A 24,190-nucleotide genomic window follows, 5' to 3' on the forward strand; every position below is an offset into this window, starting at 1 on the left:
GGCCCGGCTACCGCTCAGCGGTGCGCCCGGTACTCGGCGAGCAGCCGTCGCACACCGTCGACCAGTTCGTCGCGCCACGGAAAGCCGAGGCGCGCGGCGACTTCCGCGGCGACGTCGGTGAACAGGTCGACCGTGGCGTCCAGCGCGCGCCAGGCGTCGGCGGCGTCGAAGCGGCCGAAGGTCTCGTGGACCCGCCGCCAGTGGTCGGCGGGCAGCCACTCGTCCATGTGGTGGCCGATGTACCAGGTGTAGCGCGGGCGGTCGGGATCCGTCGCACCGTACCACTCCAGCATCTGGAGCAGGCACTCCTTCATGGTGTTGTCACGGAACTTCGCCACCCACAGCTCGCCGCGGTTCAGGTAGATCGGCACCTGGGTGGCCTCGAAGAGGAATTCCTCGGTGACCGTGGTGAATTCGGCGAGATCGGGCCCGACCGGCTTCGGGGTCTCGCCCGTTGGCGCGGGTAGTCTCGCGGCGAGACCGGTGCGGTCCCAGTGCACGCGGAACCCACGCTGGTACAGCTCGTCGAGCCCGTGCTCGATCATGTCGGTGAGGCGTTCCTCGCCCGCGATCGTGAAATCGATCTTGCGACCGCCCGTGAACACGACGAGCAGGGGAGCGGGCCATGGGCGATCTTCGTCCTCGTCTTCGAAGGACACGTTGAGCAGAACGGCGCCGAAACGGTCCAGCCAGCTCTGGTCGGCGAAGAGTTCGCGCCAATGCGGAGTGATGACCTCCAAGTCGAGGTCGGAGTACCGATCGATCCGGTCGCCGCGACCGCGCGAGCCGGTCTGCACGAGCGCGGTGATCCGGTCGTCCTGTCGCGCCCAAGCGGCGACGGCGGCGAGGAGTTCCTCGGCATCCTCCATGGGACGACCGTACCAAGGAGCGGAATTCCGGCGGGCCAGATGGGATTCGGGCTGAAGCCGGGACCCGAGTCCCAGCTGACCTGCTCGGCGATGGTGGGTGCGTTTCGGGGGCGCCGCGACCCACCCTGCAACCTCGGGGCTACCGAGGTGATTCCAGCGTAAGCCAATGATTTGCTATGCCAGCCCGTTTCGGGCGAATGACGCCGTGTCGTTACCGAAACTCCGCAGACAGTGAGTGATGCGAGCCCTAATTCACCGGATGTCACAAGGTGTTGCGCGCTGCCTGCGGAGCGGTCACGGTCGCGCCACGGCCGACGCGCCGGACGCCACGGCGGGTAAGAGATGGACCGATCGGCTATGACAAGGCACACTTCGCCGTGTATTACTGCGGATTCGGTGTATCCCTCAGTGGTCGAGTGTTTCGTGACCCCGCCCCGCGGGCGGGACGCAGGAAAGGTCGTGGTCGATGATCCGGGAACGCGTGGACAAGGTCGTGCTGTCGGCGATCGACAAGGGTGCTCGCTTGCAGACGCCGTTGGTCGAACGCTACGGCGACTGGCTACGCGCCGCGCATCCGGACGAAACGCCCGAACAGGTTCTCGAACGCGTGCAGCGGCACTACCTGACCGCGGTCACCGCGAGCGGCGTCACGGTCGGTGTCTGCGCCGCGGTGCCAGGTATCGGCGTGATCACCGGCTTGGCGGCGATGGGCGTGGAGACCGTCTTCTTCGTCGAGGCGTCGGTGCTCTACGCGCTCATGGCCGCGGCGATCCACGGCGTCGAGCCCGAGGAGGTCGCCCGCGAGACCGCGCTGGTGTCCGGGATCGTGTTCGGACCCGGTGGCGTCCAGTTCGTCGGCAAGAACACCGCGAACTCGGCCAAGAACTGGGCGTCGGAACTCGCGAACCGTATCCCCGTGGTGTCGAGCCTCGGCGAGGGACCGGTCAAGCAGATCGTCGTTCGGACCATCGCCAAACGCAGCGTGCTCGCCTTCGGCAGGGTGATTCCGGCGGGCATCGGCGCGATCATCGGCGCGACCGGCAATCGGGTGCTGGCGAAGACGGTGATCTCCAACGCGCGCAACGCATTCGGCCCCGCTCCGGCGAGCTGGACCGTTGCCGAGCTGGATGAGGGACAGCGCGAACAACCGCTCCTCGACGCATGAGGAGCCGAAGCGGTTCGGCTCCGGCGCGAGGCGGGGAGTGCTCGAAGGGCTACTGCTTCGTGGTCCCGTAACGGGTCTCACGCGGAGTGGCCGGCCGGGCGCTCGAGCCGAACATGACACGTTGCCACCACGGCTCGAGTCGGCTCGGTTCGGGCCAGATGACGATGGCGGGATCGGGTTCGGACTGCTCGGTTGCGGCGTTGTCGACCATGCTTGCCTCCTCGGCAGGTGGGCTGGGCGCCGACATGGTCGTGTCGTGATACACCGCGGCGTGCGACGTTGCACCGGACCGACGGGCGAACCCAAAGACTTCCTGCCCCCAACGAGATGACGCGAACAGGACGCCGACCCACTTCGTATTCCAGGTATCGACAATTTTAGCTGATGTCAGCGTTGGCGGGCCGAAACTTTTCGGACGGGGTCCCCGTACTCAGCCCGGTTTGCGAACGCTGAGACAGGTGCGGCGCCCGATTCCGGCCGGTAGGTGGCGTGATATCGGCTTGCGGTGGGAGTGTGGGTTGATGGCGACGGAGGAGAATTTCCGGTGCGCGGGCAGTCCGCCGAGGCGCGCGATCAGGTCCTCGGCGGCGCTCGCGGCGGCGTTGGCGCTGCTGCTCGGGCTCGCCGGGTGCGGTGCCCAGCGCGGCGGCGTGGCGGCCGCGCCCGGCGAGGTCGTCTCGGTGACGCAGGTGCTCGGCGCGACGACGGAGCAGACCGCCGCGTACCTGAACGAGTGGGCGATCCAGACCCCGGTTCGCAACGGCGTCGACGCCTACCGGGTCGTCTACCGCACCTTGGCCCCCGACGGCGCCGACACCACCGCCAGCGGCCTCGTCGTCCTGCCCCGTGGCGAGGCGCGCAGGCTCCCGGTCGTCAGCTACGCGCACGGCACGATCGTGCGCAAGGACGAGGCGCCGTCGGCCGACGCCGAGACCGACCGGGCCAGGACCGTCCTGTTCGCGGCCGCGGGCTACGCCGCGGTGGCCCCGGACTACCTCGGTCTCGGCGAGGGACCGGGCCCGCACCCGTACGCGCACGCGCCGACCGAGGCGAGCGCCTCGGCGGATCTGCTGCGGGCCGCCCGCGTGGTGGCCGAGCGGGAGGGGCGCGAACTCGACGGCACGCTGCTCGTCACCGGGTTCTCCCAGGGTGGCCAAGCCGCGATGGCCTTGGCCCAGCGGGTGGCCGCCGAGCCCGGCCTCGGGTTCACCCTGGCCGGTGTCGCGGCGGTGAGCGGTCCCTACGCCCTCCGAGAGGTGCAGAAGCCCGCCGCGTTCGACGGCCGGATCACCCCGCGCGCCGCGGTGCTCTACATCGCCTACTGGCTCACCGCGATGAACCGGATCTACCACCTCTACGACGATCCGAGCGAGGCGTTCCAATCGCCCTACGCCGAGCGGGTCGAGCAGCTCTTCGACGGTCGGCACGACATCCTCGCCGTCTCCACCGGACTACCCGCCACTCCGCGCGAACTGCTGACGCCGCGGTTCCAGGAACTCGCGCTCGACCCGACCGGCGCTGCGCTGCGCGCCATGACCGACAGCGACGGCGTCTGCGACTGGACACCCCCCGCGCCGGTGCGGCTCTACGTCTCCTCGGCCGACCGCGCCGTGCCCGCCGCCAACGCCGAGCTGTGCCGTGCGGACCTCGGCGACCGGGCGAGCGTCGTAGATCTCGGGCCCGTCGACCACTCGGCGACCGTGCGCTTGGCGCTGCCGCCGACACTCGCCTGGTTCGGCGAGCTGGCCCCCGCTCCGTGACGTCTCGCGCGATCGACGAAACCTCTTGCCGGGCAACGCCGCTGGCGAAACGCGGGCGGGTGGCGCCGGTGTCGACCGTCGGTATATTGGCCGTCAGGTCGGGGCTTCGATAGGAGTGATTCACTGATGCGTCAAAGATTGACGTTCGGCCTCGGCGTCGCGTCCGTCGTCATGGCGGCGGCCGGGATACTCGCGCCGCAAGCGGTCGCGCGGGAGCTCGCGCCCGGCCTCTCGTGCGAGGGGTACAGCTGTCGCAACGACACCGACGACACCTACCGGGTGGAGTCCGTGGTGACGTGCTCGGACGGAGTCGGCCAGATCACGGTCGTGACGTACGCGCGGCCGCAGGCCACGACCGACCTTCGGATCGGATGCCCGACCAAGACGATTCCGGGCCAGTTGCAGCAACAGCCGCCGGTCTTGAACCCGGACGGTCCGGGGTACATCTACCCGCCGCCCACCATGGGCCCGCCGCAGGTGAAGATCACCCATCCGGTGCTCGTCGAGCACCGCAGTGCCGTGGTCGACAACAGCCCGCGGCAGGAGCCGACGGGGTCGGCTGGCTGATCGTCGCGCGAGGCGGGGTGCTCCGGCGCCCCGCCTCGGTACCCGCCGGGTCTCGGAGGGAATCAGGGGAGACGCGTCCGCGCCGGCGGCGTCGGTATCGACGGCTCGGTGCCGCGCGGCTGCTGAACGGTGGCCGCCAAGACATCGGTCGTAGGAAGCGGCGCGCGCCGGTATCGCCCGCGATGAGTGGCGGCGACGACGCCCGCCGCGATGGCGACCAGCACCGCCATCGCGGCTGCGAGCCGGTTCTTGCGCGACAGCCTCCGGGTCTGCCTGCGCGATACGGCGTCGTCGAGCGCTCGCATCAACCGGTCTTCCAGACCGGCGGGCGGGGGCAGCGCATCGAGAATGCTCAACGCGGCCAATGTCTCTCGCGTCTCGCCGACCATCGCGTCGAACTCTGCGGCCCACGCCCGGTCGGCGGCCGCGCGTCGCCGCTCGATGAGTTTGCGCTCGATCTCGGTGACGGCGTGCATCGCGTAGGGGTAGGCCAGCTCGAGCAGGTCCGCCTCGGGCTGTTCTGGGGTGCTCATCGGATGTCACTTCCTGTCGGGCATGCTCTGCCGTCGTCGCGCGCCGAGCCGGCCACGGTCTGATTGATAGAAAGGACTTCGGTCAGGTCCGGCGCGCGGATTGGTTTCGACGGGGGGTTTCTTCGGCCACTGTGTGAAATTTTCGCGTTTCACCTCGTGGGTGTGGCAGTCGCTGGTGAAATGAGTTGGCGTTGATCGGGACTCGGCCCGGGCCGGAGCGGGCAGGAGGTGCTCAGGTGAATCGATCCGATCGTTCCGCCGTCTCCAGGATTCGGGTGCCGGTTCTGCTGATCTCCGCGGTGATCGCGTTGGTCACCGTGATCGCGCCCGGCGCGGTCCTCGCGCGTGCGGAGGCGGGCTGCCCGGCGGTCGCGGGGGTCTTCCTGCCCGGGACCTGGGAGACGAATCCGTGGGCGGACGAGTCGGCGCCGGTCGGCATGCTCGCGCCGCTCGCCACCGCGCTGTCGGCGGAATTGGGCGAGGCGTTCGCCTTCCGGTTTCCGGCCTACGAAGCCGCGGCTTTCGATCGCATGCCCTACGGCGACAGCAAGGCGACCGGCGTCGAAGCGGCGACGCGCGCTATCGGTGACTTCGGACGCGACTGTCCCGCAACGAGATTCGTCCTCGCCGGATACAGCCAGGGCGCCGACGCGATGGGCGACGTGGCCGCGACGATCGGCTGCACCGACGGTCCGGTCACCGCGGACCGCGTGCTCGCGGTCGGCTTGATCGCCGATCCGCGCCAGGGCACCGGCGGCGCGACCCTGGTCGGCCCGCCCGTTCCCGGACCGGGCATCGCCGGGCCGCGGCCGAGCGGGTTCTGCGCGGTCTCCGCGGTGACGGCCCAGATCTGCGCGACCAAGGACAGGTACTGCTCGACCGACGCGGCGACCCATCCGCTGCTCGCGTCCCTCGGTCGGCTGCTCGCCCAGCCGACCGACGCCGACCAAGCGGCCGCGAACGACTCGAACACCGCCGCGCTCAACAGCCTGCTCGCCTCCGACTTCGGCGACGTGCGACTGGCCGAGTTGCCCGCCGCGATCGACCGGCTCGGCGGATACGGCGCGGCGGGGGCGCGCGCGACCGCGCGGCTGGCGGCCACGGCGGGCGGGTTGGTCGCGACGCTGCGCCCGCTGCGCGAACTGGCGGGCTGGATGGACGAACATCCCACGGCGCGAGACGAACTCGCCAATGGTGCGGCGCCGGAGCGGCTGGCGGCGGCCATTCTGGACGGGGTGGCCCGATCCGATATCGGCGTCGCGCTGGACGTGCTCGACGCGCTCGCGGAGCCCGACCGGGAGCCCGGCACCGCGACGGGCCACGCCGTCGCTGTCGTCGCCGACGCGACCGCGCCACTGCTCGAGCTGCTGCGTATCGAACCCGAGCAGGCGTTGCGCGAGGCGTGGCGAGTGCTCGCCGAGCTGTGGCCCTCGGTGCTTATCGGGCGGATCGCCTCGGTGGCGGCCGACACCGTCCATTTCGCGGCGCGGCTGCCCGCCGTGGGCGAAGCGCTGACCCGTCTTGCCGCCATGATCGCGAACGGTGTCGACTTCACCGCCGCCGTGCGCGAACTGTACGACATCGTCGCGCAGCTCAATTCGGCGTTCGCACCGCTGCTGCGGACGGTGGGCGACGACCTGCGCGAGGTGTCGCGGCTGCTCGGCCTGATCCCGGACGACAGCGGCGCGGTCCACCTCGCGGCGCAGTTGGTGCGCGCGCTCGCGGAGATCGACGCGCCCGCGCTAGTCGGTCAGGCGACCCTGTTGCAGGACGATCTGTGGGACGTCGTCCAGGCGGCGCGGTCCGGCGCGGCGCCGCTCGACATCGCGGCACGGGTGCACGCCGTGCTCCCGACGCTGTTCGGCTTCGTGACGCTGGCCGCGGACGACCTCGGCGGCGCCGCGGGCGCGGAACTGCGCAGGCTCACCCGCGACGTGCTCGGCGCGGTCGGTGGACAGGGACCGGACGCCGTGCTGCGACTGATATCGGAAGCGTTGAGCGCCACGGCTTTCGTCACCTCGGGCGCGCACCAGGGCTACGGCCACTACGTCATCGACGCCGACGGCAGCACCGCCGTCGACTGGCTGGCGCGGTGGTTCCTCGACCGCGCCCGCGCCGGGTGAGGGACGCGTCCGGAGTGGGGCGATCCGCACCGTGGAGCGTCTAAACCTTCGGAGATGGTTCTCACAGCCCGCGGCGTCGAGATGTTCGTGCCGCGATCCGACTTCGGCGAAGAATTCCCGCGCGACGGCACCAAGTGAAGGATGTTCGTTTCTGATGCCTGGGTAGCGTCCTCCGTCCGTCGGCCGGCACACGCGCGCATGCCGGGCCGGGATGGTGGGCAAGCTTCGGGCGTCGGCGAATCCGGGCAAATCGACGAACCTGGGAGTTTGCTGTGAAGGCTATTGGCGGAGAGGGCAATTCATCGGTAACCGCTTGTTGGCTACGGCTCTGATCCGGCGCCGGTACTCGGCGTGGGGAAGTCGGCGCGGCATGCCTTCGAAGCGGTTAGCCGGGCATGGTCGCGGTCCCGCCGCCCAGCCTCCGAGGTCGCCGCTGAGCGGCCCGGTGGGACTCTTCCCCGGCGGTGCGAAGCATTGGTTTCCACAGGTCTGAAACGTTATCGAGCCGGATCTTTCCGGTCGCTCGACCAGCACGAAGTCGTTGACAAACTTAGGTATAGCTAACCTATGCTTCCGCCCCGTGACCACGACCGAGATGAGGCGAACCGCCCCGCGACGGCGCCGGATTCCGGTGTTCTGCGCCGGGATTGCGGGATTGCTGCTGTGCATCGTGCTGAGTCTCGCGTTCGGCGCGCGCTCGGTACCCGTGGCGACGGTGATCGAGGCTTTGCTCGGCGCCGCGCAGAGCCGCGACGCGCTGGTGATCATCGATATGCGACTCCCGCGCACGCTGGTCGGCATCGCGGTGGGGGCGGCTCTCGGGCTCGCGGGAGCGATCGTGCAGGGAGTCACGCGCAACCCGCTCGCTTCGCCGACCACCCTCGGCATCAACGCGGGCGCCGGGCTGGCGGTCGTGACAGCGATCTTCGCGCTGGGTCTCGACCGGCCGGTGCAGTTCGTCTGGTTCGCCTTCGCGGGCGGCGCGGCCGCTGCGGCTTTCACCATGGCGCTCGGGCGGCGCGCCGGCGACTTGGACCCGGTCCGGCTGGTGCTCGGCGGCACCGTCCTGCAATTGGTGCTCGTCTCGTGGACCTCGGCGGTACTGGTGTTCAGCGAGCGCACGCTGGACGAGGCGCGGTTCTGGTTGGCGGGCTCGATCGCCCAGCGCGATCTCGCCGCCCTCGCCCCGGTCGCGCCGGCGATGGTGATCGGTCTGCTGATCGGGGCCGCGATCGCGCCCGCGCTCGACACCCTCGCGCTCGGCGACGAGGCGGCGAAATCGCTCGGCGCGCCGGTCGCCCGGATCCGGCTGGCCGGAGCGTGTGCCGTTGTGCTGCTTGCCGGTTCGGCGGTCGCGGTGTCGGGGCCGATCGCCTTCATCGGCTTGGCGGCGCCGCATCTGGTGCGTCCGCTGGTCGGCAACTCCCACCGGCTCTTGCTCCCCAGCTGTCTGATCGCGGGACCACTGCTGTTGCTTGCCGCGGACATTCTCGGCCGCCTCGTCGCCCGTCCGTCCGAGGTGGAGGTCGGTATCGTCACCGCCTTTCTCGGCGCGCCGCTGCTCGCCCTGCTCGCTCGCACGCGGGAGGTGCGCTGATGGTGGTGGAAACGACGACGCCGAGGGTGACGCCCTTGATCCGGCAACGACGTCGCGCGGCCGGGCTGATCGCGGTATGCGCTGTCGCCCTCGTCCTGTTGGCGATTCTGGCGATCGCCTCCGGCGAGGTGCGGATGCCGGTTCCGTCGGCACTGCGGGCTGCCTTCGGTATCGGCGATCCGGGGGAGGTGTACGTCGTCCAGGAGTTCCGCGCGCCGCGGCTCGTCGCCGGACTGATCGCAGGCGCCGGTCTGGCCATCGCGGGTGCGGTGCTGCAACGGCTCTTCCGCAACCCGTTGGCCTCGCCGGATGTCATGGGCGTGACCGGGGGCGCGTCCCTCGGCGCGGTGCTGGTGCTGGCGGCGGGCGCGGGACAGACCTCGATTCCGCTCGGCGCGCTGGGCGGCGGACTGTTCGCCGCGATCCTGCTCGGGGTGCTCGGCTGGCGCTCGGGGCTGCCGGTGCTGCGTCTGGTGCTGGTCGGCCTCGCGGTGCAGGCGGGCTTGGCGGCGGCGGTGAATCTGGTGGTCGTGCGCTTTCCGAAAGAGCTCGCCGGAGCGGCGATGCAGTGGACGGCGGGTTCGCTCTACGGCCGCACCTGGCCGGAAGTGCGCGGTGCGGTGATCGCCTGCGCGTTGGTGCTGATCGCCTTGGCGGTGCAGCACCGGACCTTGGCCGTGCTCGACCTCGGCGACGAGTCCGCCGCCACCCTCGGTGTCGCCGTCTCCGCGGCGCGGCTGCGGCTGCTGCTGACAACCGTCGCGTTGGCTTCGCTGGCCGCCGCGCTGGCCGGACCGGTGTCGTTCGTGGCGCTGGCGGTGCCGCACCTGGTGCGCATGCTGGCCGGACCGCCGACGGCCGCGACGCTGGCCGCGACCGGTCTGGCCGGTGCGACGCTGCTGGTCGGCTGCGACCTGACGGCCCAGCACCTGCTGCCGATCGAGGGGCTGCCGGTCGGCGTCGTCACCGCGACGGTCGGCGCACCGTGGCTGTTGATCCTGATGCTGCGCGAGAGCGGCCCGGCTCACCGGAGGAACGCGTGAACGAGCTCGAGGCGAAGGACCTTCGCCTGCACTACGGCGACCGGGTCGTGGTCGACGGGATGAATCTGACATTGCCGGGCGGCGCGGTCACGGCGATCGTCGGACCCAACGCCTGCGGCAAGTCGACTCTGCTGCGCGGACTGACCCGCCTGCTGCGGCCCTCCCGCGGAATCGTCACCCTCGACGGCGCGGATGTGCATCGGATGTCCGCCCGTGCGCTGGCCGTGAAGCTGGGTTTGCTTCCGCAGCAACCGATCACGCCGGAGGCCATCACCGTCGAGGCGCTCGTGCGGCTCGGCCGTCATCCGCACCAGCGGCTGCTGCGGCCGTGGTCGGCGGACGACCAAGCGGCGGTGGAGAACGCGCTGCGCCGCACCGGAACCGACGACTTGCGCGACCGCCAGGTCGATAACCTCTCCGGCGGTCAGCGCCAGCGCGTCTGGATCGCGCTGGCCCTCGCCCAGGACACCGGCCTGCTGCTGCTCGACGAGCCGACGACCTTTCTCGACCTGCGCCACCAGCTCGACGTCCTCGACCTGGTCGCCGATCTGCACGCGCACGAAGGCCGCACCGTGGTGATGGTGCTGCACGATCTCGGCCAGGCCGCTCGCTATGCCGACCACCTCGTCGTGCTGCACGACGGGCGACTGGCCGCCGCGGGCGCACCCGAGGAAGTACTCGACGCCGACCTGGTGCGCACCGTCTTCGGCGTCGACTGCCGCGTCGTCCCCGATCCCGAAACCGGTACGCCCCTGGTCGTTCCCAGGGCTCGCGGCGGCCGACATACCGGCCGGGGGGACCACGTCGCCGTTCGAGCCTGAGGGCCGGCGGACGCACGACAGCACCCGTTCGGGGTGGTGTCGCTTCATCTAGGAAAGTTGAGGATCACTCATGTCCACAGGACGATTCCGCCTGCGCGGATTCGGCCGGATCGCCATCGCCGCCGTCACGGCGGGACTGGCAGCCACCGCGCTCGTCGCGTGTGGAAACGGTTCCGGCACAACAGAATCGGCGCAGGTGACCGGCGCCGACCCGGCCGCCTTCCCGCGCACGGTCGACACCGTGATGGGGCAGGTCACGATCCCGCGGGTGCCTTCCCGGATCGTCGTACTGGACACCGCGGAACTCGACTCGGTCACCCTGCTCGGCATCCGGCCCGTCGGAGCGGTGGTGCCGCACACGAAGACCAGGGGCGGTTTCCCGGAGTACCTGGCGGGCAAGGTGGACGGCGTCACCGACGTCGGCCCGCTGCTGGAGCCGAACCTGGAACGCATCGCCTCGCTGCGCCCCGATCTGATCCTCTCCTCGAAGGTCCGCCACGAGAAGATCTACGACAAACTCAGCGGCATCGCCCCGACGGTGTTCACCGAGACGACCGGCGGTCCGTGGAAGGCGAACCTCGCCGTGCACGGTAAGGCGCTCGGCCTCGAACAACAAGCCGCCCAGGCGCTGCGCGAGTACGAGGACCGCGCCCGCGCGCTCGGCGCCGCGATCGCGTCCGCGAACAACGGTGTGCTGCCGACCGTCTCGGTCGTTCGCTTTCTCGCGGGACCGACGCGGCTGTATCAGAGCAACTCGTTCAGCGGCGTCGTGCTCGCCGACATCGGGCTGCCGCGTCCGGCATCGCAGCTCTCCACGGATCCGAAGAAGATCATGAAAGAGGTCAGCCCGGAGCAGATCGACCAGGCCGATGCTCACCTGATCTTCGTCGCGACGATCGACGATCCCGGCAAGACCGAGAAGAACGCCGTCACGGCGGGCCGGGTCTGGCAGGACCTCGCGGCGGTCAAGAGCGGCAAGGTTTTCGAGGTTCCGGACGAGACCTGGATGTCGGGAATCGGTGTTCAGGCAGCCGACCGAATGCTCGCCGATGTCGCTACGGCGACCGGAGTGGGGCTGCCCGGCAAGTGACCGCGGTCGCGCGGAGCGGTGATTGGGCACCGCTCCGCGCTCACTCGCGACCCGCACGCCTCCCGCGTCCCCCCCTTCGGCAGGAAAGGGCTCACCCGTGCAGTTGTATCTGCTCGCACACAACCCGACCGACTCGGTGTCGGAAGGCTTCCTTCCCGCGGCCGCCGCGCTCGGCCTCGACGTCACCGTTCTCACCGACCAACCCGAGGCGCACCGGCGCAGGCATCCGGACATCCGCGCGCTCGACTGCGATGTCCGCAGTCTGCCCGCCATCGTCACGGCCATCTCCGGCGCGCACGCACCCGACGCCGTCTTCTCCAACAGCGATCACCTCCAGACCCAGACCGCCCTCGCTGCCGCGTATTTCGGTCTGCCACACAAGGATTGGCGCGCCACGCTGCGCGTGAAGAACAAAGTCGAGATGCGCCGCTTCTTGGCCGCGGCCGGGCTCGACACGGTCTGGTCGCGGGAACTGCGGGCCGGTGACGAACTCGCGCCACTGGCCGAGATCGACATTCCGTTCCCGTGTGTGGTCAAACCCGCCGAGGGCGTGGCCAGCGAGGATGTCGTGCTGGCCGGCGGGCGCGCGGAGCTGCTGGCGCGGTGCGCGGAGATCCGGCTGCGGCGACCCGAGGCCACGCTCATCGTGGAGGAGTACCTGCCCGGTGAACTGCACACGCTGGAAACCCTGGGGGACGGCAGGCGCAGGCATGTGCTCGGTGGATTCCGGACCACCTTGTCGCCGCCGCCGCACTTCATCGAACTCCGGCACACCTTCGTTCACGCGCATCCGGAGCCGGTCGTCGCGCAGGTGCTGTCCCAGCTCGACGCGTTGGGCGTCGGGTTCGGTTCGTGCCATACGGAATTCGTCGTCGACCAGGAACGTGCCCGGCTGATCGAGGTGAACTATCGCGCGATCGGCGATCAGTGCGATCTGCTGCTCGCCCAGCTGCTCGGCATCCCGTTGTTCGAGCACATCCTCCGAACCCACCTCGGGGAGCCGCTGCCCGACGATCTCGGCGCGCGCACCGACGGCGCCGCCCGCATCGATCACATCTGCGCGCCGGGATCCGGAACCCTCACGGCGGCGCCGGAATCCCTCGACGCCGTGGTCGACGGCGTTCGCCTCGCCTACCGGCCGCTGCGCGCGATCGGTGCGCGACACGACCTGCGGCACACCAACCGCGACTACGTGGGCGTGCTGCGCGCGGCGGGCACCGACAGCGATGCCGTCGCCCGCGTCGCGGAGTCGTTCCTGGCGGCGCAGCGCTGGGAGGTGCTCCCGTGACGTCGACATCCACCGTGCCGTTGGCGACCCACCGTGTGGAGGGCCCGGACCGGCCCGAAACGCGCATGGTCACAAGGATTCTCGCGACGATGCTGCGCGAGGACGTCATCGGCCTGCGCAGCAGGAGCGTCACCGTGCGCCGCGCCGACGGCCGCTGGCTGCGTCTGACGAACGCCGTGGACCACGAGGCACTGCTGCTTCCGGTGACCGAGGACGGCTTCCTGTGTGACGACGCCCCGCGACTGCCATTGCTGCTGCGCGAGTCCGACGGCCGCGAACTGCGCACCACGGCGGAGATCCTCACGGCTCTCGCCGCTTTCGCCGATCCGCGGGACCGGCCGGGCTTCAGCGCGTTCACCGAGGAATGCGCACAGGCGGTCGCCGCGACGCGACTGCACGACGCCACCCGCGGCCGCAGCGCCGCGTTGCTGATCGCCCACCACGGCGATCGGCTCGACCGGTGGACCGGGCCCGCGGCACTGGCATTCGACACGCTCGCCGCCCGGCACGACCACCCGGTCTATCCGACCTCGCGCGCCCGCGCCGAGCTGAGCGACGCCCAGCTTCGCGCGTTCGCGCCGGAGTTCCACCCGCGATTCGCGTTGCGCTGGCTGGCCGTGCCGCGGTCTGCGGTGACCGTCGGCGGCGGTGTCGACTTTCCCGCGTACTGGCCGACGCCGTGTCAGCTGGGATTGCCGCACTCGTCGCACGACCATCTGATGCTGCCGGTGCATCCGCTCACCGTCGGCGCTTCACTGCACGAGGCGCTGCGTGACATCGGCATCGAAAACGACTGCGCGCTGGCGGATTCGGCGTATCTGGACGTCACGCCGACGCTGTCCATGCGGACGGTGGCGCTCACCGGGGACTTCGGTGAGCACCTCAAGCTCCCGCTGGCCACCGCCACGCTCGGGCGGCGGAATGTGCGCACCGTCAAATCGCGGACCTTGGCCGACGGCGCGCTGACCCACCGCATCCTGAGCACCGTGCTCGCGCGCGAATCCCGTTTCCGCGACACGATTCTGCTCGCCGACGAGAGCACCTACGCCCACGCCGGGCACGAACTGCTCGCCGTTCTGCGTCGCGGCATGCCCGCGGAGCTGCGCGATTCGGTGGTGGTACCGATGGCCGCGCTGCTGGCCAGGGCGCACGACGGCCGCCGGGTGCTCGACCACCTCGCCGACGCGTTCTACGACGGCGACGCGACGGCGCTCTTCCACGCGTGGCTCACGCTGCTGTTCGACTGGCAGACAACGTTGTTCGAGTACGGCATCGCCTTGGAGTCGCATCAGCAGAACGTCTCGCTGGTGCTCGACAGCCTGCCTTCCGGTCCCGCGCGGCTGCGGCTGCTGTTCAAGGACAACGACACACCACGCGTCCACACCGCGCGGCTGCGCGACCGGCTCGGCGCCGAGCCCGCCATCTTCGCCGATCCGCGTGTCAACGTCGCCGACGACCGACCGCTGACCGACCTGTTCACCACCATCACGGTGCACCTGTGCGCGGCCGCGTACGCGTTCGAGCTCGCCGCGCTCGGATACGGCACGCGCTCCGCGTTGGTGGGGCTGGTACGGGACCGGCTCGCCCAGGCGATCGACCAGCTGGATCCCGAGCCCGCCGCCCGGTTGCGCGCGCACGTGCTGGAGGCGGAGAACCTGCCGGTGAAGGCGATGGTCAGTGCTGGAACGCTGTTCGACAAGGAACGCAGCGGCGCGACCGACATCAACAAACACTATGTCCGCGGGCCGAACTACCTGCGCGTGAGCGGGGGAGCGCGGTGAGCGCGACGCTGGAGCGAGCCGCGAAACCCGTTGCCTCCGGGACGGACCGGCGCGTCTACGCCGTCGCGGGCTCGTATTTCGTCGCCTCGTTCGCCGCGCTCGGCCTGCCGCCGTATCTGACCGAGATCCTCCCCGAGCTCGGCGATCCCACCGCCCGCTGGGCGGGTGTCCTCTATGTGGTGCCGACGGTCTTCGGTGGTCTCGGCGCTCCGCTGTGGGGTCGGCTTGCCGACCGGTTCGGTCGCAAAAGGCTGCTGCTGCGCGCGCAACTCGGTCTCGCGATCGCCTTCGTCGTCGCGGGAACGGCCGACTCGATACCGATGTTCACCGCGGCACTGGTGTTACAAGGCGTGCTGGGCGGAACATTCGCCGCGTCCAACGGCTATCTCGGTGGGACACTGCACGGTTCGGCCTTGGCGCGGGCGCTCACCGTCTTGCAGGGCAGTGCCAGGGCGGCCTTGGTCTGCGCGCCGATCGCCGTCGGACTGTTGTCGCCGTGGCTCACTCCGCACCGGCAATACCTGGTGCTCGCGGTGCTGCCGCTGGCCGCGGCGCTGATCTTGGCGTGGCTTCCCGAGCCCGACTCCGCACGGGAAACGGGGTCGGCGACCGGTGCGCGCCCGCTGGAAGATTCGGCTCGCGCGGCGCTGCGCCGCTTGTTCGCGGTGGAGTTCGTGTTCGTCTTCACGACCGTGATCTCGTTCCCGTACCTCATCGCGTTGGTCGGTGATCGGCTACCCGGCCTCTCGCCGCTGGCCGCCGGTGGCTTGTTCGCCCTGCCCCATCTCGTCTACCTGGTGATCTCGCTGCCCGTGCAACATCGATGCCGCGCGGCGGGTCGGCCGATCGTGCTCGGCTTCGGTTGTCTCGCAGTGGGTCTGGCCGCGCACGCGGTGGCGGATTCACTGATCGAACTCGTCGCCGCGCGGCTGCTGCTCGGTATCGGGCTCACCCTCGGCTTGGTCGGCCGCAACATACTCGCCGCCGACTGCGCCCGCGACCGGGCGCCGGGCGGGCTGTTCGGTTCGCTCGAATTCTTCGCCAAAGCCGGCGCGGTCGCCGCCGGGCTCGCCGCGACCGCGGCCAATGCCGCATTCGGGCCCGCCGCACCGGCGCTCGTCGGCGGTGTCACCGCCCTGCTCGTCGTCTTGTCCGTCTCGGTCCGCCGATCGCCACTCACCCGCGGGGAGTAGTCCTATGTCTCTGTCCACCAACACAATCGAGTCGACACCGCCGCGGGCGACCGCCGAAGCGGACAGCCTGCCACACGCCGATACGGCGACCGCGCACACGTTGCTGAACTGCCTGCTGCGCGAACTGTCCGGACCCGAACAGCAAGCCACCGTCGCGGGCGACCACCTGTTGCTTCGTCTGCCCCGTCGCGGCGTGCTGCTGCGCGTCCGGCTCCGCCGAACCTCGTTGTTCGGCGCGCACCGCTTCGCCGGTCCGGTCGAGGAGCTGCGGGCGGGCGAGTGGCAGCCGGTCGGCTGGCGTCGGCTCGCCGAGCACACCCACGACGAACTCACCCTGCGCACCGGCGTGCGCAACGAGGAGTTCGTGGACCAGGTCGCGTCGAGCCATCGGACGATCCTCACGACGCAGGCGAGCCGGGCGGCGATCGGCACGGCCGCGCGGGACTACCTGGATTCCGAGCGCGCGCTGGTGTTCGGCCACCGCTTCCATCCGACGCCCAAGGCGCGCAGCGCTTCCCACGATTCGTGGGCGCAGTACGCTCCGGAGCACGGCGCCGAGTTCGGCCTGCGGATGCTCGGCGTCCGCGCGCACCTCGTGGCCGAGGAGTCCGCGGATCCGGCGGCGACGCACGCCCTGGACCGGCTGCACCCGGACGTGCCCGCGGGCTACCGCCTGCTGCCCGCGCATCCGTGGCAATACCGCATGCTGCGCGACCTTCCCGCGCTGCGGCACGCGATGGAGCGCGGCGACATCCTGGACCTCGGCGTCGGCGATCACCGGTTCGCGGCCACCGCGTCGGTGCGCACCCTCTACGACGGCGAGACGTTCCTCAAGTTCAGCCTGAACGTGCGCATCACCAACTGCCTGCGCAAGAACGCCGCCTACGAGTTGTCCGGCGCGGTGGCGCTCACGCGTATCCTCGCGCCGATCCTCGCGGAACTGGAGACCCGTTTTCCCGGCTGCGCCGTGCTCCGCGAGCCCGCTTACCGCAGCCTTGCGCTGCCCGGACCCGACGGCACCGCCGACCGAGCACTGCTGGAGGGATTCGGTGTGATCGTCCGCGAAGGGCTGGCGACGCGGCTGGCTCCCGGCGCCACCGCGCTGCTCGCGGCGGCCGTCGCCGACGAGTATCCGAGCAGCCCGGCGCAGATCTCCCGATTGCTCGCCGACGCCGATTCCGTCGCGGCGATGCGCTGGTGGCGCGCCTATCTCCGGCTGCTGATACCACCTGTGCTCGCCGCTTATTTCGACCACGGGGTCGTGTTCGAACCGCATTTGCAGAACGTGCTGGTCGTCGTCGACGAGGCGGGGCTGCCGACGCGGGTGCTGCTGCGCGACCTGGAAGGCACCAAGCTGCTGCCGGACTCGCACGCCGCGGCGCTGGCCGGTCTGCTGCCCGAGGTGGCGGCGCGGATGACCTACGACGACGAGCGTGGCTGGGACCGGGTCGTGTACTGCCTGATCGTGAACCACGTGGCCGAAATGCTCGCCGCGCTGGCCGATTCGCATCCCGACCGGGAGGCCGAGCTGTGGGCCGCGGTCCACGCGGAGTTGACCGCGTACGCCGAGGAGCACGGCTGCCCGCCACGCCTCGCTGCCCTGCTCGCGGGGGTTCCGCTGCCCGCCAAGGCCAACCTGCTTACCCGATGGGAACGCAAAGCGGATCGGGACGCCGGCTACGTCCGGCTTCCCTCACCCTTCACGCTGCTCGGCGTGACCCGCGCCGCGAGCAGCCGGATTGCTTCGCGCATCCCGGAGCCGAGCGTCGGCGAGGCGCGGGCATGAGTGGTCTTTCCGCACCGGTCCGGGAGTGCGTCGAAACCCTCGACGCCGCCGAACTTCCCGCCTACATCTACGATCTGGGCGCACTGCGGGCACACGCCGCCGCGATCCGGGCGGCGCTGCCGGACAGCGTCGAGCTGTACTACGCGGCCAAGGCGAATCCGGAGCCGGAGATCTTGCGTGCGCTCGCCGATCTCGTCGACGGCTACGAGGTCTCCTCGGGCGGCGAGCTCGCCCACGTCGCCGCGACGGTGCCGAATCGGCCCTTGGCCTTCGGCGGACCTGGCAAGAGCCCGGACGAACTCGCCGCCGCGTTCGCACACGGCGTGCACCGCGTGCACGTCGAGAGCATCGGCGAATTGCGCCGTCTCGCCGCGCTTTCCACACCGGACGAGCCGATCGGCGTCCTGCTGCGGGTGAACCTGCCACTGGCCGACCGAACACTCAGCGGCAGCGCGCTGGCCATGGGCGGCCGCCCGACACCGTTCGGCCTCGATCCTGGGCAGGCCGAGCTCGCGGCGGCCGCCCTCGCGCGCGGGAGTTTTCCCGGGCTGCGCTGGCACGGCGTGCACGCGCACCTGGCCAGCGGGCTCGAGGCCGCCGATCTGGTCGCGGTGGCGGAATCGATCGTGGACTGGTCGATCGGTCTCGCTGCGCGGCACGGCGCGGAACTCGCCGAAGTCAATGTCGGCGGCGGCATGAACGTCGACTACACCGCGCCCGACCGCCGTTTCGACTGGGCCGCTTACGGTGCGGGTCTGGACCGGATCGCCGACGCGCGCCCCGGGCTTCGGCTGCGTATCGAGCCCGGCCGGGCGCTGACGGCCTACAGCGGGTGGTACGTCACCGAGGTGCTGGACGTGAAGCCGAGCCATCGCGCCGAATTCGCGATCGTGCGCGGCGGCACGCATCACCTGCGCACGCCCGCCGCCAAAGGACACGACCAACCGTGCTCGATCGTGCCGACCGAGCACTGGCCGTATCCCTGGCCGCGCGCGGCGACGACCACGGAGCGGGTCACCGTCACCGGTCAGCTGTGCACACCGAAAGACGTTCTCGCCCAAGACGTGCCGGTCAGCACGCTGCGCACGGGCGACCGCATCGCCTTCGATCTGGCGGGCGCCTACGCATGGAACATCTCGCACCGCGACTTCCTCATGCACCCGGCCCCCAGCTTCCACTTCCTGCGCGGGGCGCGAACGGCCGAGGGGGGTGGTGAGTGATGTTGCGCGCCAACGAAGTCAAGCGGAAACTCGCTCGCGGCGATCTCGTGCACGGCCTCTTCTGCACCGCGCCCGCGCCCGAGTTCGTCGAGATGATCGCCCACGGCGGATACGACTTCGTCGTGCTGGACACCGAGCACACGCTCCTCGGCGGACGCGAATTGATCCACGCGATCCGGGCCGCCGAAGCGTGCGGTCTCACGCCCTTCGTGCGAATCGCGAAAGGCGACTTCGCCACGGGTCTGCGGGCGTTGGACGCCGGTGCGATGGGGATCGTCGTACCGCATGTCCGCTCGCGCGCCGATGTGTCGGCGGCGATCGATGCCCTGTACTACGCGCCGCTGGGCAAGCGGTCCCTCGGTAGCGGCCGATCGTCCGGTTTCGGCCGCTACGACCCGGTCGAACACCTGCGCCGCGCCAACGACGAGATCATGCTCGTCGCGCTGATCGAGGACGCCGAGGGCGTGGCCGACATCGACCGGATCCTCTCCGGCGGCGGCGTCGACATGGTGCTGCCCGGTCCGGCGGATCTCTCGCAATCCTTCGGCGTCCCTTGGCAACTCGGCGATGTCCGGGTGCGCGACGCGCTGGATCGGCTGCGCGCCGCCTGTGCCGAACACGGTGTGCCGTACTGCGCGATGGCTCGCACGTCGCAGCGGTACGCGCAATGGCGCGCCGCCGATGTGCGCGCCTTCGTCTGCGGTGACGCCGTCGACCTGGCCGCGGCCGCGCTGCGCCGCGGCCTCGCCGAACTTCGCGGCTGACCGCCGCGAGTCCATTCCATCGACACGACAGATGGAACTTCCGAGAAAGGAAACCCATGATGAGGAAGAAGAAGGCACTTCGCGGCCCGCTCGGGGCCGCACTGCTGAGTGTTGCCCTCGGCGTGGTCGCGGGCACCGGCACCGCGGCCGCCGACACCGACGCGGTGGGGTACCAGTCCTCCGTGACCGAGACGTCGACGATCATCTCGACCGACGCCGGGTCGATGACCGTCGAGGACGGCGTCTTCAAGATCAAGGCGGACAACGGCGTCGTGCTCGCGGGAACCGAATTGTCTTTCCGCGTCGATGATTTCGTGTTCCCCATCGCCGCCGACATCAAGGATCGCACCGCGACCCTGACGCCGCGGTTCGACCTCGAACACGCGGTGTACAAGCCGGTGGCGCTGCCGTACGAGGACAAGGCGCCCTGGAAGAGCGAATACGAGCGCGAGCAGGCGGCGTGGAGCCGGATGACGAGCACCATCGGCATGGGCGCCACCATCGGCACCCTGGTCGGCGGGCTCACCGGCGCGGGCGTCGGATGCGTCCTGGGCGGCATCGCGGGAGCGACGGTCGCGGCCGCCACCATCGTCGGCATGTTCGGGCCGTTCATCCCGGCCGCGGCCGTCGGTTGCCTCGGCGGAATCATCGCCATCGGCGCACTGGGGACCGTCACCGGTCAGCTGCTGGTGACCGCGCCCGTCGCCATCCTGGCCGCCGCGCAGTACTTCACCACCATCAATTCCCCGATGCCGCCCGCCCCGGCGAAGTGATCGCCGCCCGCGTCCCATCCCGGAGATGGGACGCGGGCCAATCGCACGCCTTCTGGCGCGCCACCATCCGGGCTCGCGGTGCGCGGACCGATCCGATCGTCTGGTTTCGCGATGGGGACCGTGGGTAGGCGGCACCCATCGGTGTTTGCCACTTCACGACCATCGAGGAGAGAGATGTTCATTCACAACAAAGATCTCCAGTTCGAGGTGCGTGTGGACCGGCCGGATCCGCGGTTCGCGACCCTGTTGCAGGAACAGTTCGGCGGGGCGAACGGCGAGCTGAAGGCCGCGATGCAGTACTTCAGCCAGGCGTTCGTGCTGCGCAGGAAGCACCCGAAGATGTACGACCTTTTCATGGACATCGCGACCGAGGAGTTCAGTCACCTCGAGATCGTCGGCTCGATGATCACCATGCTGCTGGACGGGCTGAACGACGATCTGAAGCAGGCCAACGAACGCTGCGACTGGATGCCGGTGATCGCCAGCTCCGACGGGCGCGAGCAGGCCGTGCACCAGGTCGCCGCCGACCCGTTGTTCTTCGCGCTGCGCGGCGGCGGCCCCGATGTGGGCAACTCCGCGGGTGTGCCGTGGACGGGCGCGTATGTGAACTCCGAGGGCGAACCGTCCGTCGACTTGCGAAGCAACCTCGGGGCGGAGTCGCGCGCCAAGATCGTCTACGAGTACCTCAAGCAGTTCACCGACGACCCCGGCGTCCAGGACACCCTGTCGTTCCTGATGAGCCGCGAGGTCGCGCATTTCCAGCAGTTCACCGCGGCACTGAACGAGCTGCCGGTCAACTTCCCTCCCGGCGCGTTGCCCGGCGACGACCGCTTCCAGAACGTGGCGTTCAACATGTCCAACGGTTCGGCCAGTGCCCGCGGCCCGTGGAACGAGGGACAGGGACCATGGCCGGAGGGGATGGAGTGGCGCTACATCGAGAATCCGGCCTCCGACTGGCTGGGCACCGGCGAGCGGGAGAACCACGGCGCGGACATGAATCCGGAGGGCAGCCCCGCCGTGCAAGGCAGCAAGCCCTTCACCCACGAACAACACACCCCGGCGTGAGCACGAGTCGGGCGACCACTGAGGGGTGAAGCCCATGGACGCATTGACCTTTCTGCGGGCCGACCATGAGAGCGTGCTCGGCATGATCGAGTCGCTCGAACGTGGTCGCGGCAACGGCGAGGCCGAGTTGGCCGCTCGCGATCACTTGGCGACGAGCCTGGTGATCGCCGCTTCCCAGCACGAGGCCGTGGAAGAGCAGTTCTTCTGGCCCGCCGTGCGGCGCGCACTGCCCGACGGCGACGAGCTGGCCGACCGAGCCCTGGCCCAAGAGGAATCGGGCAAGCGGCTGTTGCAGCGGATCGATGACTCCGAAGTCGGGACCCCGGATTTCGAGGGGGCGCTGACCGAATTCATCCGGGCGCTGCGTGAGCACATCGAGTTCGAACAGAATCAGGTGTGGCCGCGGTTCGGTCAGGCCCAGAGCCCACAGGAGCTGGAAGGCCTCGGCGAGAAGATGGCGACGGCCAAGAAGACGGCGCCGACGCGTCCGCATCCGGCTACGCCATCCCGCTCCGGCGCGCAGAAGACCGCGGGGCTGGCGGCCGCCGTCTTGGACAAGGCCCGCGACCTGGTCACCGGAAGGAGGTCGCACCGGCCGCCTGATCCGCCCGCGCCGTGACGAGCGCTCAGAGCTCGCACCGTGGCCGTCCGTGCGCGGGCGGCCACGGTCAGGCGGCCGAAACCCGCGGCTGCCAATCGAAATCGACCTCGGTCGGGTAGCCGTGCCTGGCGTGGTCGAAGTGGGAGCGGGTGACCCGGGTGTCCTTGGTCAGCGCGTCGACGATCTGCCAGCCGACGGCGTAGCGATCCCGGTGCAGTTCCGATCGGGTGGTCGCGGACAGCCGCACCCGCGCCATGTCGTCGGCGCAGGAGAGGGTGCAGTCGAGCATCGAGTCGTCGGTGGCGGAGTCGACGAGTCCGCGCGCGACCTCCTCGACGATCAGCCCGAGTTCGGCCGCGCCGTCGGCGTCGGAGTAGGCGACCACCGCGGTCGATTCCACGGTCGTGCGCAGCATCGTCAATCCGATGGGTCGGGCAGGTACCCGCACGCTGACCGTCTCGGTGGCCGGTCGGAGTGCTTGGGTCGATGTCATCGTGCTCACCGCCTTGCGGGACTGGGGTGTGATAGTCATCGCCAGTGGAGTACCCACGAGAACGCTCCCGCCACATCGGGCCCGGTTTATTGTCCGCGCGGCGGGGCAGTCGGTGGTTGTCGACCGTCCCGATCGAAGGAGTCGCGATGACCGATCTCGCAGCGGATGCCGTGCGCGGTGTTTTCTCCGGAGTGGCGAAGTTGCGCCACGCTCGGGTCTTTCATCCGAACGGGCTGCGCCTGTCCGGGCGGCTGCACGCCGAACCCGGATACGAGTACTTGTTCGGGACGGGGGAGCGGGCGGTGCTCGCGAGGTTGTCCAAGGGCATCGGCACCCCGGCCGGACTGCCGGACGTGCTGGGCCTGGCGTTGCGGGTACTCGATCGCGACGACCATCCGTGGGACTTCGCGCTGGCGACCACCGGCACCGGTTCGCTGAGCCGCTTCGTGATCACCCCCGCGCGCAGCTGGCGCACGGCCAGGTACGGCTGCCTGATGCCCTACCGGCTCGGCGACTCCGCGGCGACCTGGATCTTCGCCGAACCCGATGGCGACCAGCCGGAGACTCCGTCGCTCGACGCCTTGGCCGACCATCTGCGCGCGGAGCCCGCCACCTTCGTCCTCTCGGCGAGCGAGATGGGCAAGCCGGAGCGCAGGCTCGCCGAGGTCACGCTGCATCCGGCCGACCCCGGTGACTACCGCACCGACTTCTTCGACCCGATGACCAACCATCCCGACGAGGTACGCATCCTGCCCGAGGTGATCGGACGGGTGCGCGAACTCGCGTACGTCGGCAGCCGCAGCGGTCGCGGCGAACAGCCGTGAATGCGGTGCGCCGGGTCGGTCGACCGACCCGGCTGGCCGCGGTGCTGCCGCTGATCGCGTTGGCCGCGGCGTGCGGCGGCGATTCCACCGAGGACCCCGCCGCGGCCAGTCCACCGCCAGGCCCGCCGCCGATCCCCGCCGTCACCATCACGATCCAGGATCTGGCCTACACGCGAACGCCGCCGATCACCCCCAACGCGGACATCACGGTGGTGAACAACGATCTGGTGGAGCACAGCATCACCAGCAAGCGGCCCGGATTGTTCGACCACGACATCGATCCGGGGCAGTCCGTCACCTTTCCAGCGCCCGCCGAGATCGGCTCGCATCCGTTCTATTGCCGGTACCACGGGCTGATGGACGGGTGGCTCAGCGTGCGGCAGTAGTCACCCGCCGATCGCGCGGGCCAGGTGCGGCCACGACTCGTGCAGGTCCTTCCCGAACAACTCAGGTGTGCGACCCGGTCGGTCGCTCCACGTGCACCGCGGGAATCTCGAGCTGTTCGAGCCGACCCGTGAACGCCGCGGTGCACGCGTTCGCGATGGCCTCGACGGGCGGAAGGGCAGTCCGCGGTCGATCGCGCCAGGTAGGCCGGAGCCGGCCGACAGGTAGACGGCCACGGCCGTACCGGCCAGCGGCCTCGCCGAGCGGCGCCTCGCCGACCATGTGCGCGGCGGGTGCCGCGGAAACCGGCCGGACCGACGCGAAGGACGAGCCGACGCCCAGCGCGACGGCACCGAGTAGCGCGCGAACAGATACATGCGAGCCCACACACACCAGAGGGCTACGGGGGCAAGATCACTTCTACCGCAACGAATTTCATCGATACCGATA

Annotated in this window: 23 protein-coding genes; 19 read left to right on the forward strand and 4 right to left on the reverse strand. The window is 70.1% G+C overall.

Translation table 11 applies throughout. The features are described from left to right. Positions 1 to 14: 14 nt before the first annotated feature. Positions 15 to 869: an aminoglycoside 6-adenylyltransferase gene (locus tag FB390_RS31800; RefSeq protein WP_141812853.1), complete on the reverse strand. Its 855-nt coding sequence runs from the start codon at positions 867 to 869 to the stop codon at positions 15 to 17. 466 nt (positions 870 to 1,335) lie between these two features. Here FB390_RS31800 and FB390_RS31805 point away from each other — a divergent pair, with 466 nt between their 5' ends. Then, positions 1,336 to 2,034 (forward strand): hypothetical protein, encoded by a 699-nt coding sequence (locus FB390_RS31805; protein ID WP_141812854.1) that lies wholly within the window; start codon positions 1,336 to 1,338, stop codon positions 2,032 to 2,034. A gap of 49 nt (positions 2,035 to 2,083) precedes the next feature. On the opposite strand, the gene FB390_RS33830 is transcribed toward FB390_RS31805, so the two are convergent. Next, the gene (locus FB390_RS33830) at positions 2,084 to 2,245 is read right to left on the reverse strand and encodes a hypothetical protein (protein ID WP_179831081.1); all 162 of its coding nucleotides are present in this window, start codon (positions 2,243 to 2,245) and stop codon (positions 2,084 to 2,086) included. A gap of 310 nt (positions 2,246 to 2,555) precedes the next feature. Here FB390_RS33830 and FB390_RS31810 point away from each other — a divergent pair, with 310 nt between their 5' ends. Together FB390_RS31810 and FB390_RS31815 are read left to right on the forward strand one after the other, a co-directional pair. After that, positions 2,556 to 3,794 carry an alpha/beta hydrolase family protein gene (locus tag FB390_RS31810; protein WP_141812855.1) on the forward strand — a complete coding sequence of 413 codons (1,239 nt, stop codon included), beginning with the start codon at positions 2,556 to 2,558 and terminating at the stop codon, positions 3,792 to 3,794. A 126-nt stretch (positions 3,795 to 3,920) separates the two neighbouring features. Further along, positions 3,921 to 4,361: a hypothetical protein gene (locus FB390_RS31815; RefSeq protein WP_141812856.1), complete on the forward strand. Its 441-nt coding sequence runs from the start codon at positions 3,921 to 3,923 to the stop codon at positions 4,359 to 4,361. Between the two features lie 62 nt (positions 4,362 to 4,423). Here FB390_RS31815 and FB390_RS31820 read toward each other — a convergent pair whose 3' ends face one another. Beyond that, positions 4,424 to 4,894 (reverse strand): RskA family anti-sigma factor, encoded by a 471-nt coding sequence (locus FB390_RS31820; RefSeq protein ID WP_141812857.1) that lies wholly within the window; start codon positions 4,892 to 4,894, stop codon positions 4,424 to 4,426. Between the two features lie 236 nt (positions 4,895 to 5,130). Here FB390_RS31820 and FB390_RS31825 point away from each other — a divergent pair, with 236 nt between their 5' ends. The 14 genes from FB390_RS31825 (at position 5,131) to FB390_RS31890 (ending at position 22,057) form a co-directional block, all read left to right on the forward strand. Continuing rightward, on the forward strand, positions 5,131 to 7,017 hold the full coding sequence (locus tag FB390_RS31825) for a cutinase family protein (protein WP_141812858.1): 1,887 nt from the start codon (positions 5,131 to 5,133) through the stop codon (positions 7,015 to 7,017). Between the two features lie 580 nt (positions 7,018 to 7,597). Then, positions 7,598 to 8,614 carry a FecCD family ABC transporter permease gene (locus FB390_RS31830; protein ID WP_246124505.1) on the forward strand — a complete coding sequence of 339 codons (1,017 nt, stop codon included), beginning with the start codon at positions 7,598 to 7,600 and terminating at the stop codon, positions 8,612 to 8,614. Continuing rightward, the gene (locus FB390_RS31835; RefSeq protein WP_141812859.1) at positions 8,614 to 9,657 is read left to right on the forward strand and encodes a FecCD family ABC transporter permease; all 1,044 of its coding nucleotides are present in this window, start codon (positions 8,614 to 8,616) and stop codon (positions 9,655 to 9,657) included. The genes FB390_RS31830 and FB390_RS31835 overlap by 1 nt, the downstream gene beginning before the upstream one ends. After that, a complete protein-coding gene (locus FB390_RS31840) occupies positions 9,654 to 10,478 on the forward strand; it encodes an ABC transporter ATP-binding protein (protein ID WP_425465933.1) in 825 nt (274 codons plus the stop codon). Before FB390_RS31835 ends, FB390_RS31840 begins: the two co-directional genes overlap by 4 nt. A 70-nt stretch (positions 10,479 to 10,548) precedes the next feature. Then, the gene (locus FB390_RS31845; RefSeq protein ID WP_141812860.1) at positions 10,549 to 11,568 is read left to right on the forward strand and encodes an ABC transporter substrate-binding protein; all 1,020 of its coding nucleotides are present in this window, start codon (positions 10,549 to 10,551) and stop codon (positions 11,566 to 11,568) included. A gap of 97 nt (positions 11,569 to 11,665) precedes the next feature. After that, positions 11,666 to 12,856, forward strand: a complete 1,191-nt coding sequence (locus FB390_RS31850) for an ATP-grasp domain-containing protein (protein ID WP_141812861.1) — start codon at positions 11,666 to 11,668, stop codon at positions 12,854 to 12,856. Beyond that, the gene (locus FB390_RS31855; RefSeq protein WP_221639442.1) at positions 12,853 to 14,637 is read left to right on the forward strand and encodes an IucA/IucC family protein; all 1,785 of its coding nucleotides are present in this window, start codon (positions 12,853 to 12,855) and stop codon (positions 14,635 to 14,637) included. Before FB390_RS31850 ends, FB390_RS31855 begins: the two co-directional genes overlap by 4 nt. Continuing rightward, positions 14,634 to 15,830 (forward strand): MFS transporter, encoded by a 1,197-nt coding sequence (locus tag FB390_RS31860; RefSeq protein ID WP_221639443.1) that lies wholly within the window; start codon positions 14,634 to 14,636, stop codon positions 15,828 to 15,830. The genes FB390_RS31855 and FB390_RS31860 overlap by 4 nt, the downstream gene beginning before the upstream one ends. 4 nt (positions 15,831 to 15,834) lie before the next feature. Further along, positions 15,835 to 17,616, forward strand: a complete 1,782-nt coding sequence (locus tag FB390_RS31865; protein ID WP_141812862.1) for an IucA/IucC family protein — start codon at positions 15,835 to 15,837, stop codon at positions 17,614 to 17,616. Next, complete coding sequence (locus tag FB390_RS31870; protein WP_141812863.1) at positions 17,613 to 18,836, forward strand: type III PLP-dependent enzyme; 1,224 nt, start codon at positions 17,613 to 17,615, stop codon at positions 18,834 to 18,836. Before FB390_RS31865 ends, FB390_RS31870 begins: the two co-directional genes overlap by 4 nt. Then, complete coding sequence (locus tag FB390_RS31875; protein WP_141812864.1) at positions 18,836 to 19,600, forward strand: HpcH/HpaI aldolase family protein; 765 nt, start codon at positions 18,836 to 18,838, stop codon at positions 19,598 to 19,600. Before FB390_RS31870 ends, FB390_RS31875 begins: the two co-directional genes overlap by 1 nt. A 59-nt stretch (positions 19,601 to 19,659) precedes the next feature. Continuing rightward, positions 19,660 to 20,373, forward strand: coding sequence for a DUF8020 domain-containing protein (locus tag FB390_RS31880; protein WP_141812865.1), 714 nt, complete (start codon positions 19,660 to 19,662; stop codon positions 20,371 to 20,373). Between the two features lie 174 nt (positions 20,374 to 20,547). Further along, positions 20,548 to 21,438, forward strand: coding sequence for a manganese catalase family protein (locus FB390_RS31885; protein ID WP_141812866.1), 891 nt, complete (start codon positions 20,548 to 20,550; stop codon positions 21,436 to 21,438). 34 nt (positions 21,439 to 21,472) lie between these two features. Then, positions 21,473 to 22,057: a hemerythrin domain-containing protein gene (locus FB390_RS31890; RefSeq protein WP_141812867.1), complete on the forward strand. Its 585-nt coding sequence runs from the start codon at positions 21,473 to 21,475 to the stop codon at positions 22,055 to 22,057. 49 nt (positions 22,058 to 22,106) lie between these two features. Here the strand turns inward: FB390_RS31890 and FB390_RS31895 are convergent, their stop codons facing one another. Further along, the gene (locus tag FB390_RS31895) at positions 22,107 to 22,571 is read right to left on the reverse strand and encodes a hypothetical protein (RefSeq protein WP_141812868.1); all 465 of its coding nucleotides are present in this window, start codon (positions 22,569 to 22,571) and stop codon (positions 22,107 to 22,109) included. 107 nt (positions 22,572 to 22,678) lie between these two features. On the opposite strand from FB390_RS31895, the gene FB390_RS31900 reads away from it, so the two are divergent. Both FB390_RS31900 and FB390_RS31905 read left to right on the forward strand, forming a co-directional pair. Next, positions 22,679 to 23,356 (forward strand): phosphodiesterase, encoded by a 678-nt coding sequence (locus FB390_RS31900; RefSeq protein WP_141812869.1) that lies wholly within the window; start codon positions 22,679 to 22,681, stop codon positions 23,354 to 23,356. Next, positions 23,353 to 23,742, forward strand: coding sequence for a cupredoxin domain-containing protein (locus FB390_RS31905; protein ID WP_141812870.1), 390 nt, complete (start codon positions 23,353 to 23,355; stop codon positions 23,740 to 23,742). Before FB390_RS31900 ends, FB390_RS31905 begins: the two co-directional genes overlap by 4 nt. Positions 23,743 to 24,190 lie beyond the last annotated feature (448 nt).

The sequence above is a fragment of the Nocardia bhagyanarayanae genome, from assembly GCF_006716565.1.
Taxonomy (GTDB): domain Bacteria; phylum Actinomycetota; class Actinomycetes; order Mycobacteriales; family Mycobacteriaceae; genus Nocardia; species Nocardia bhagyanarayanae.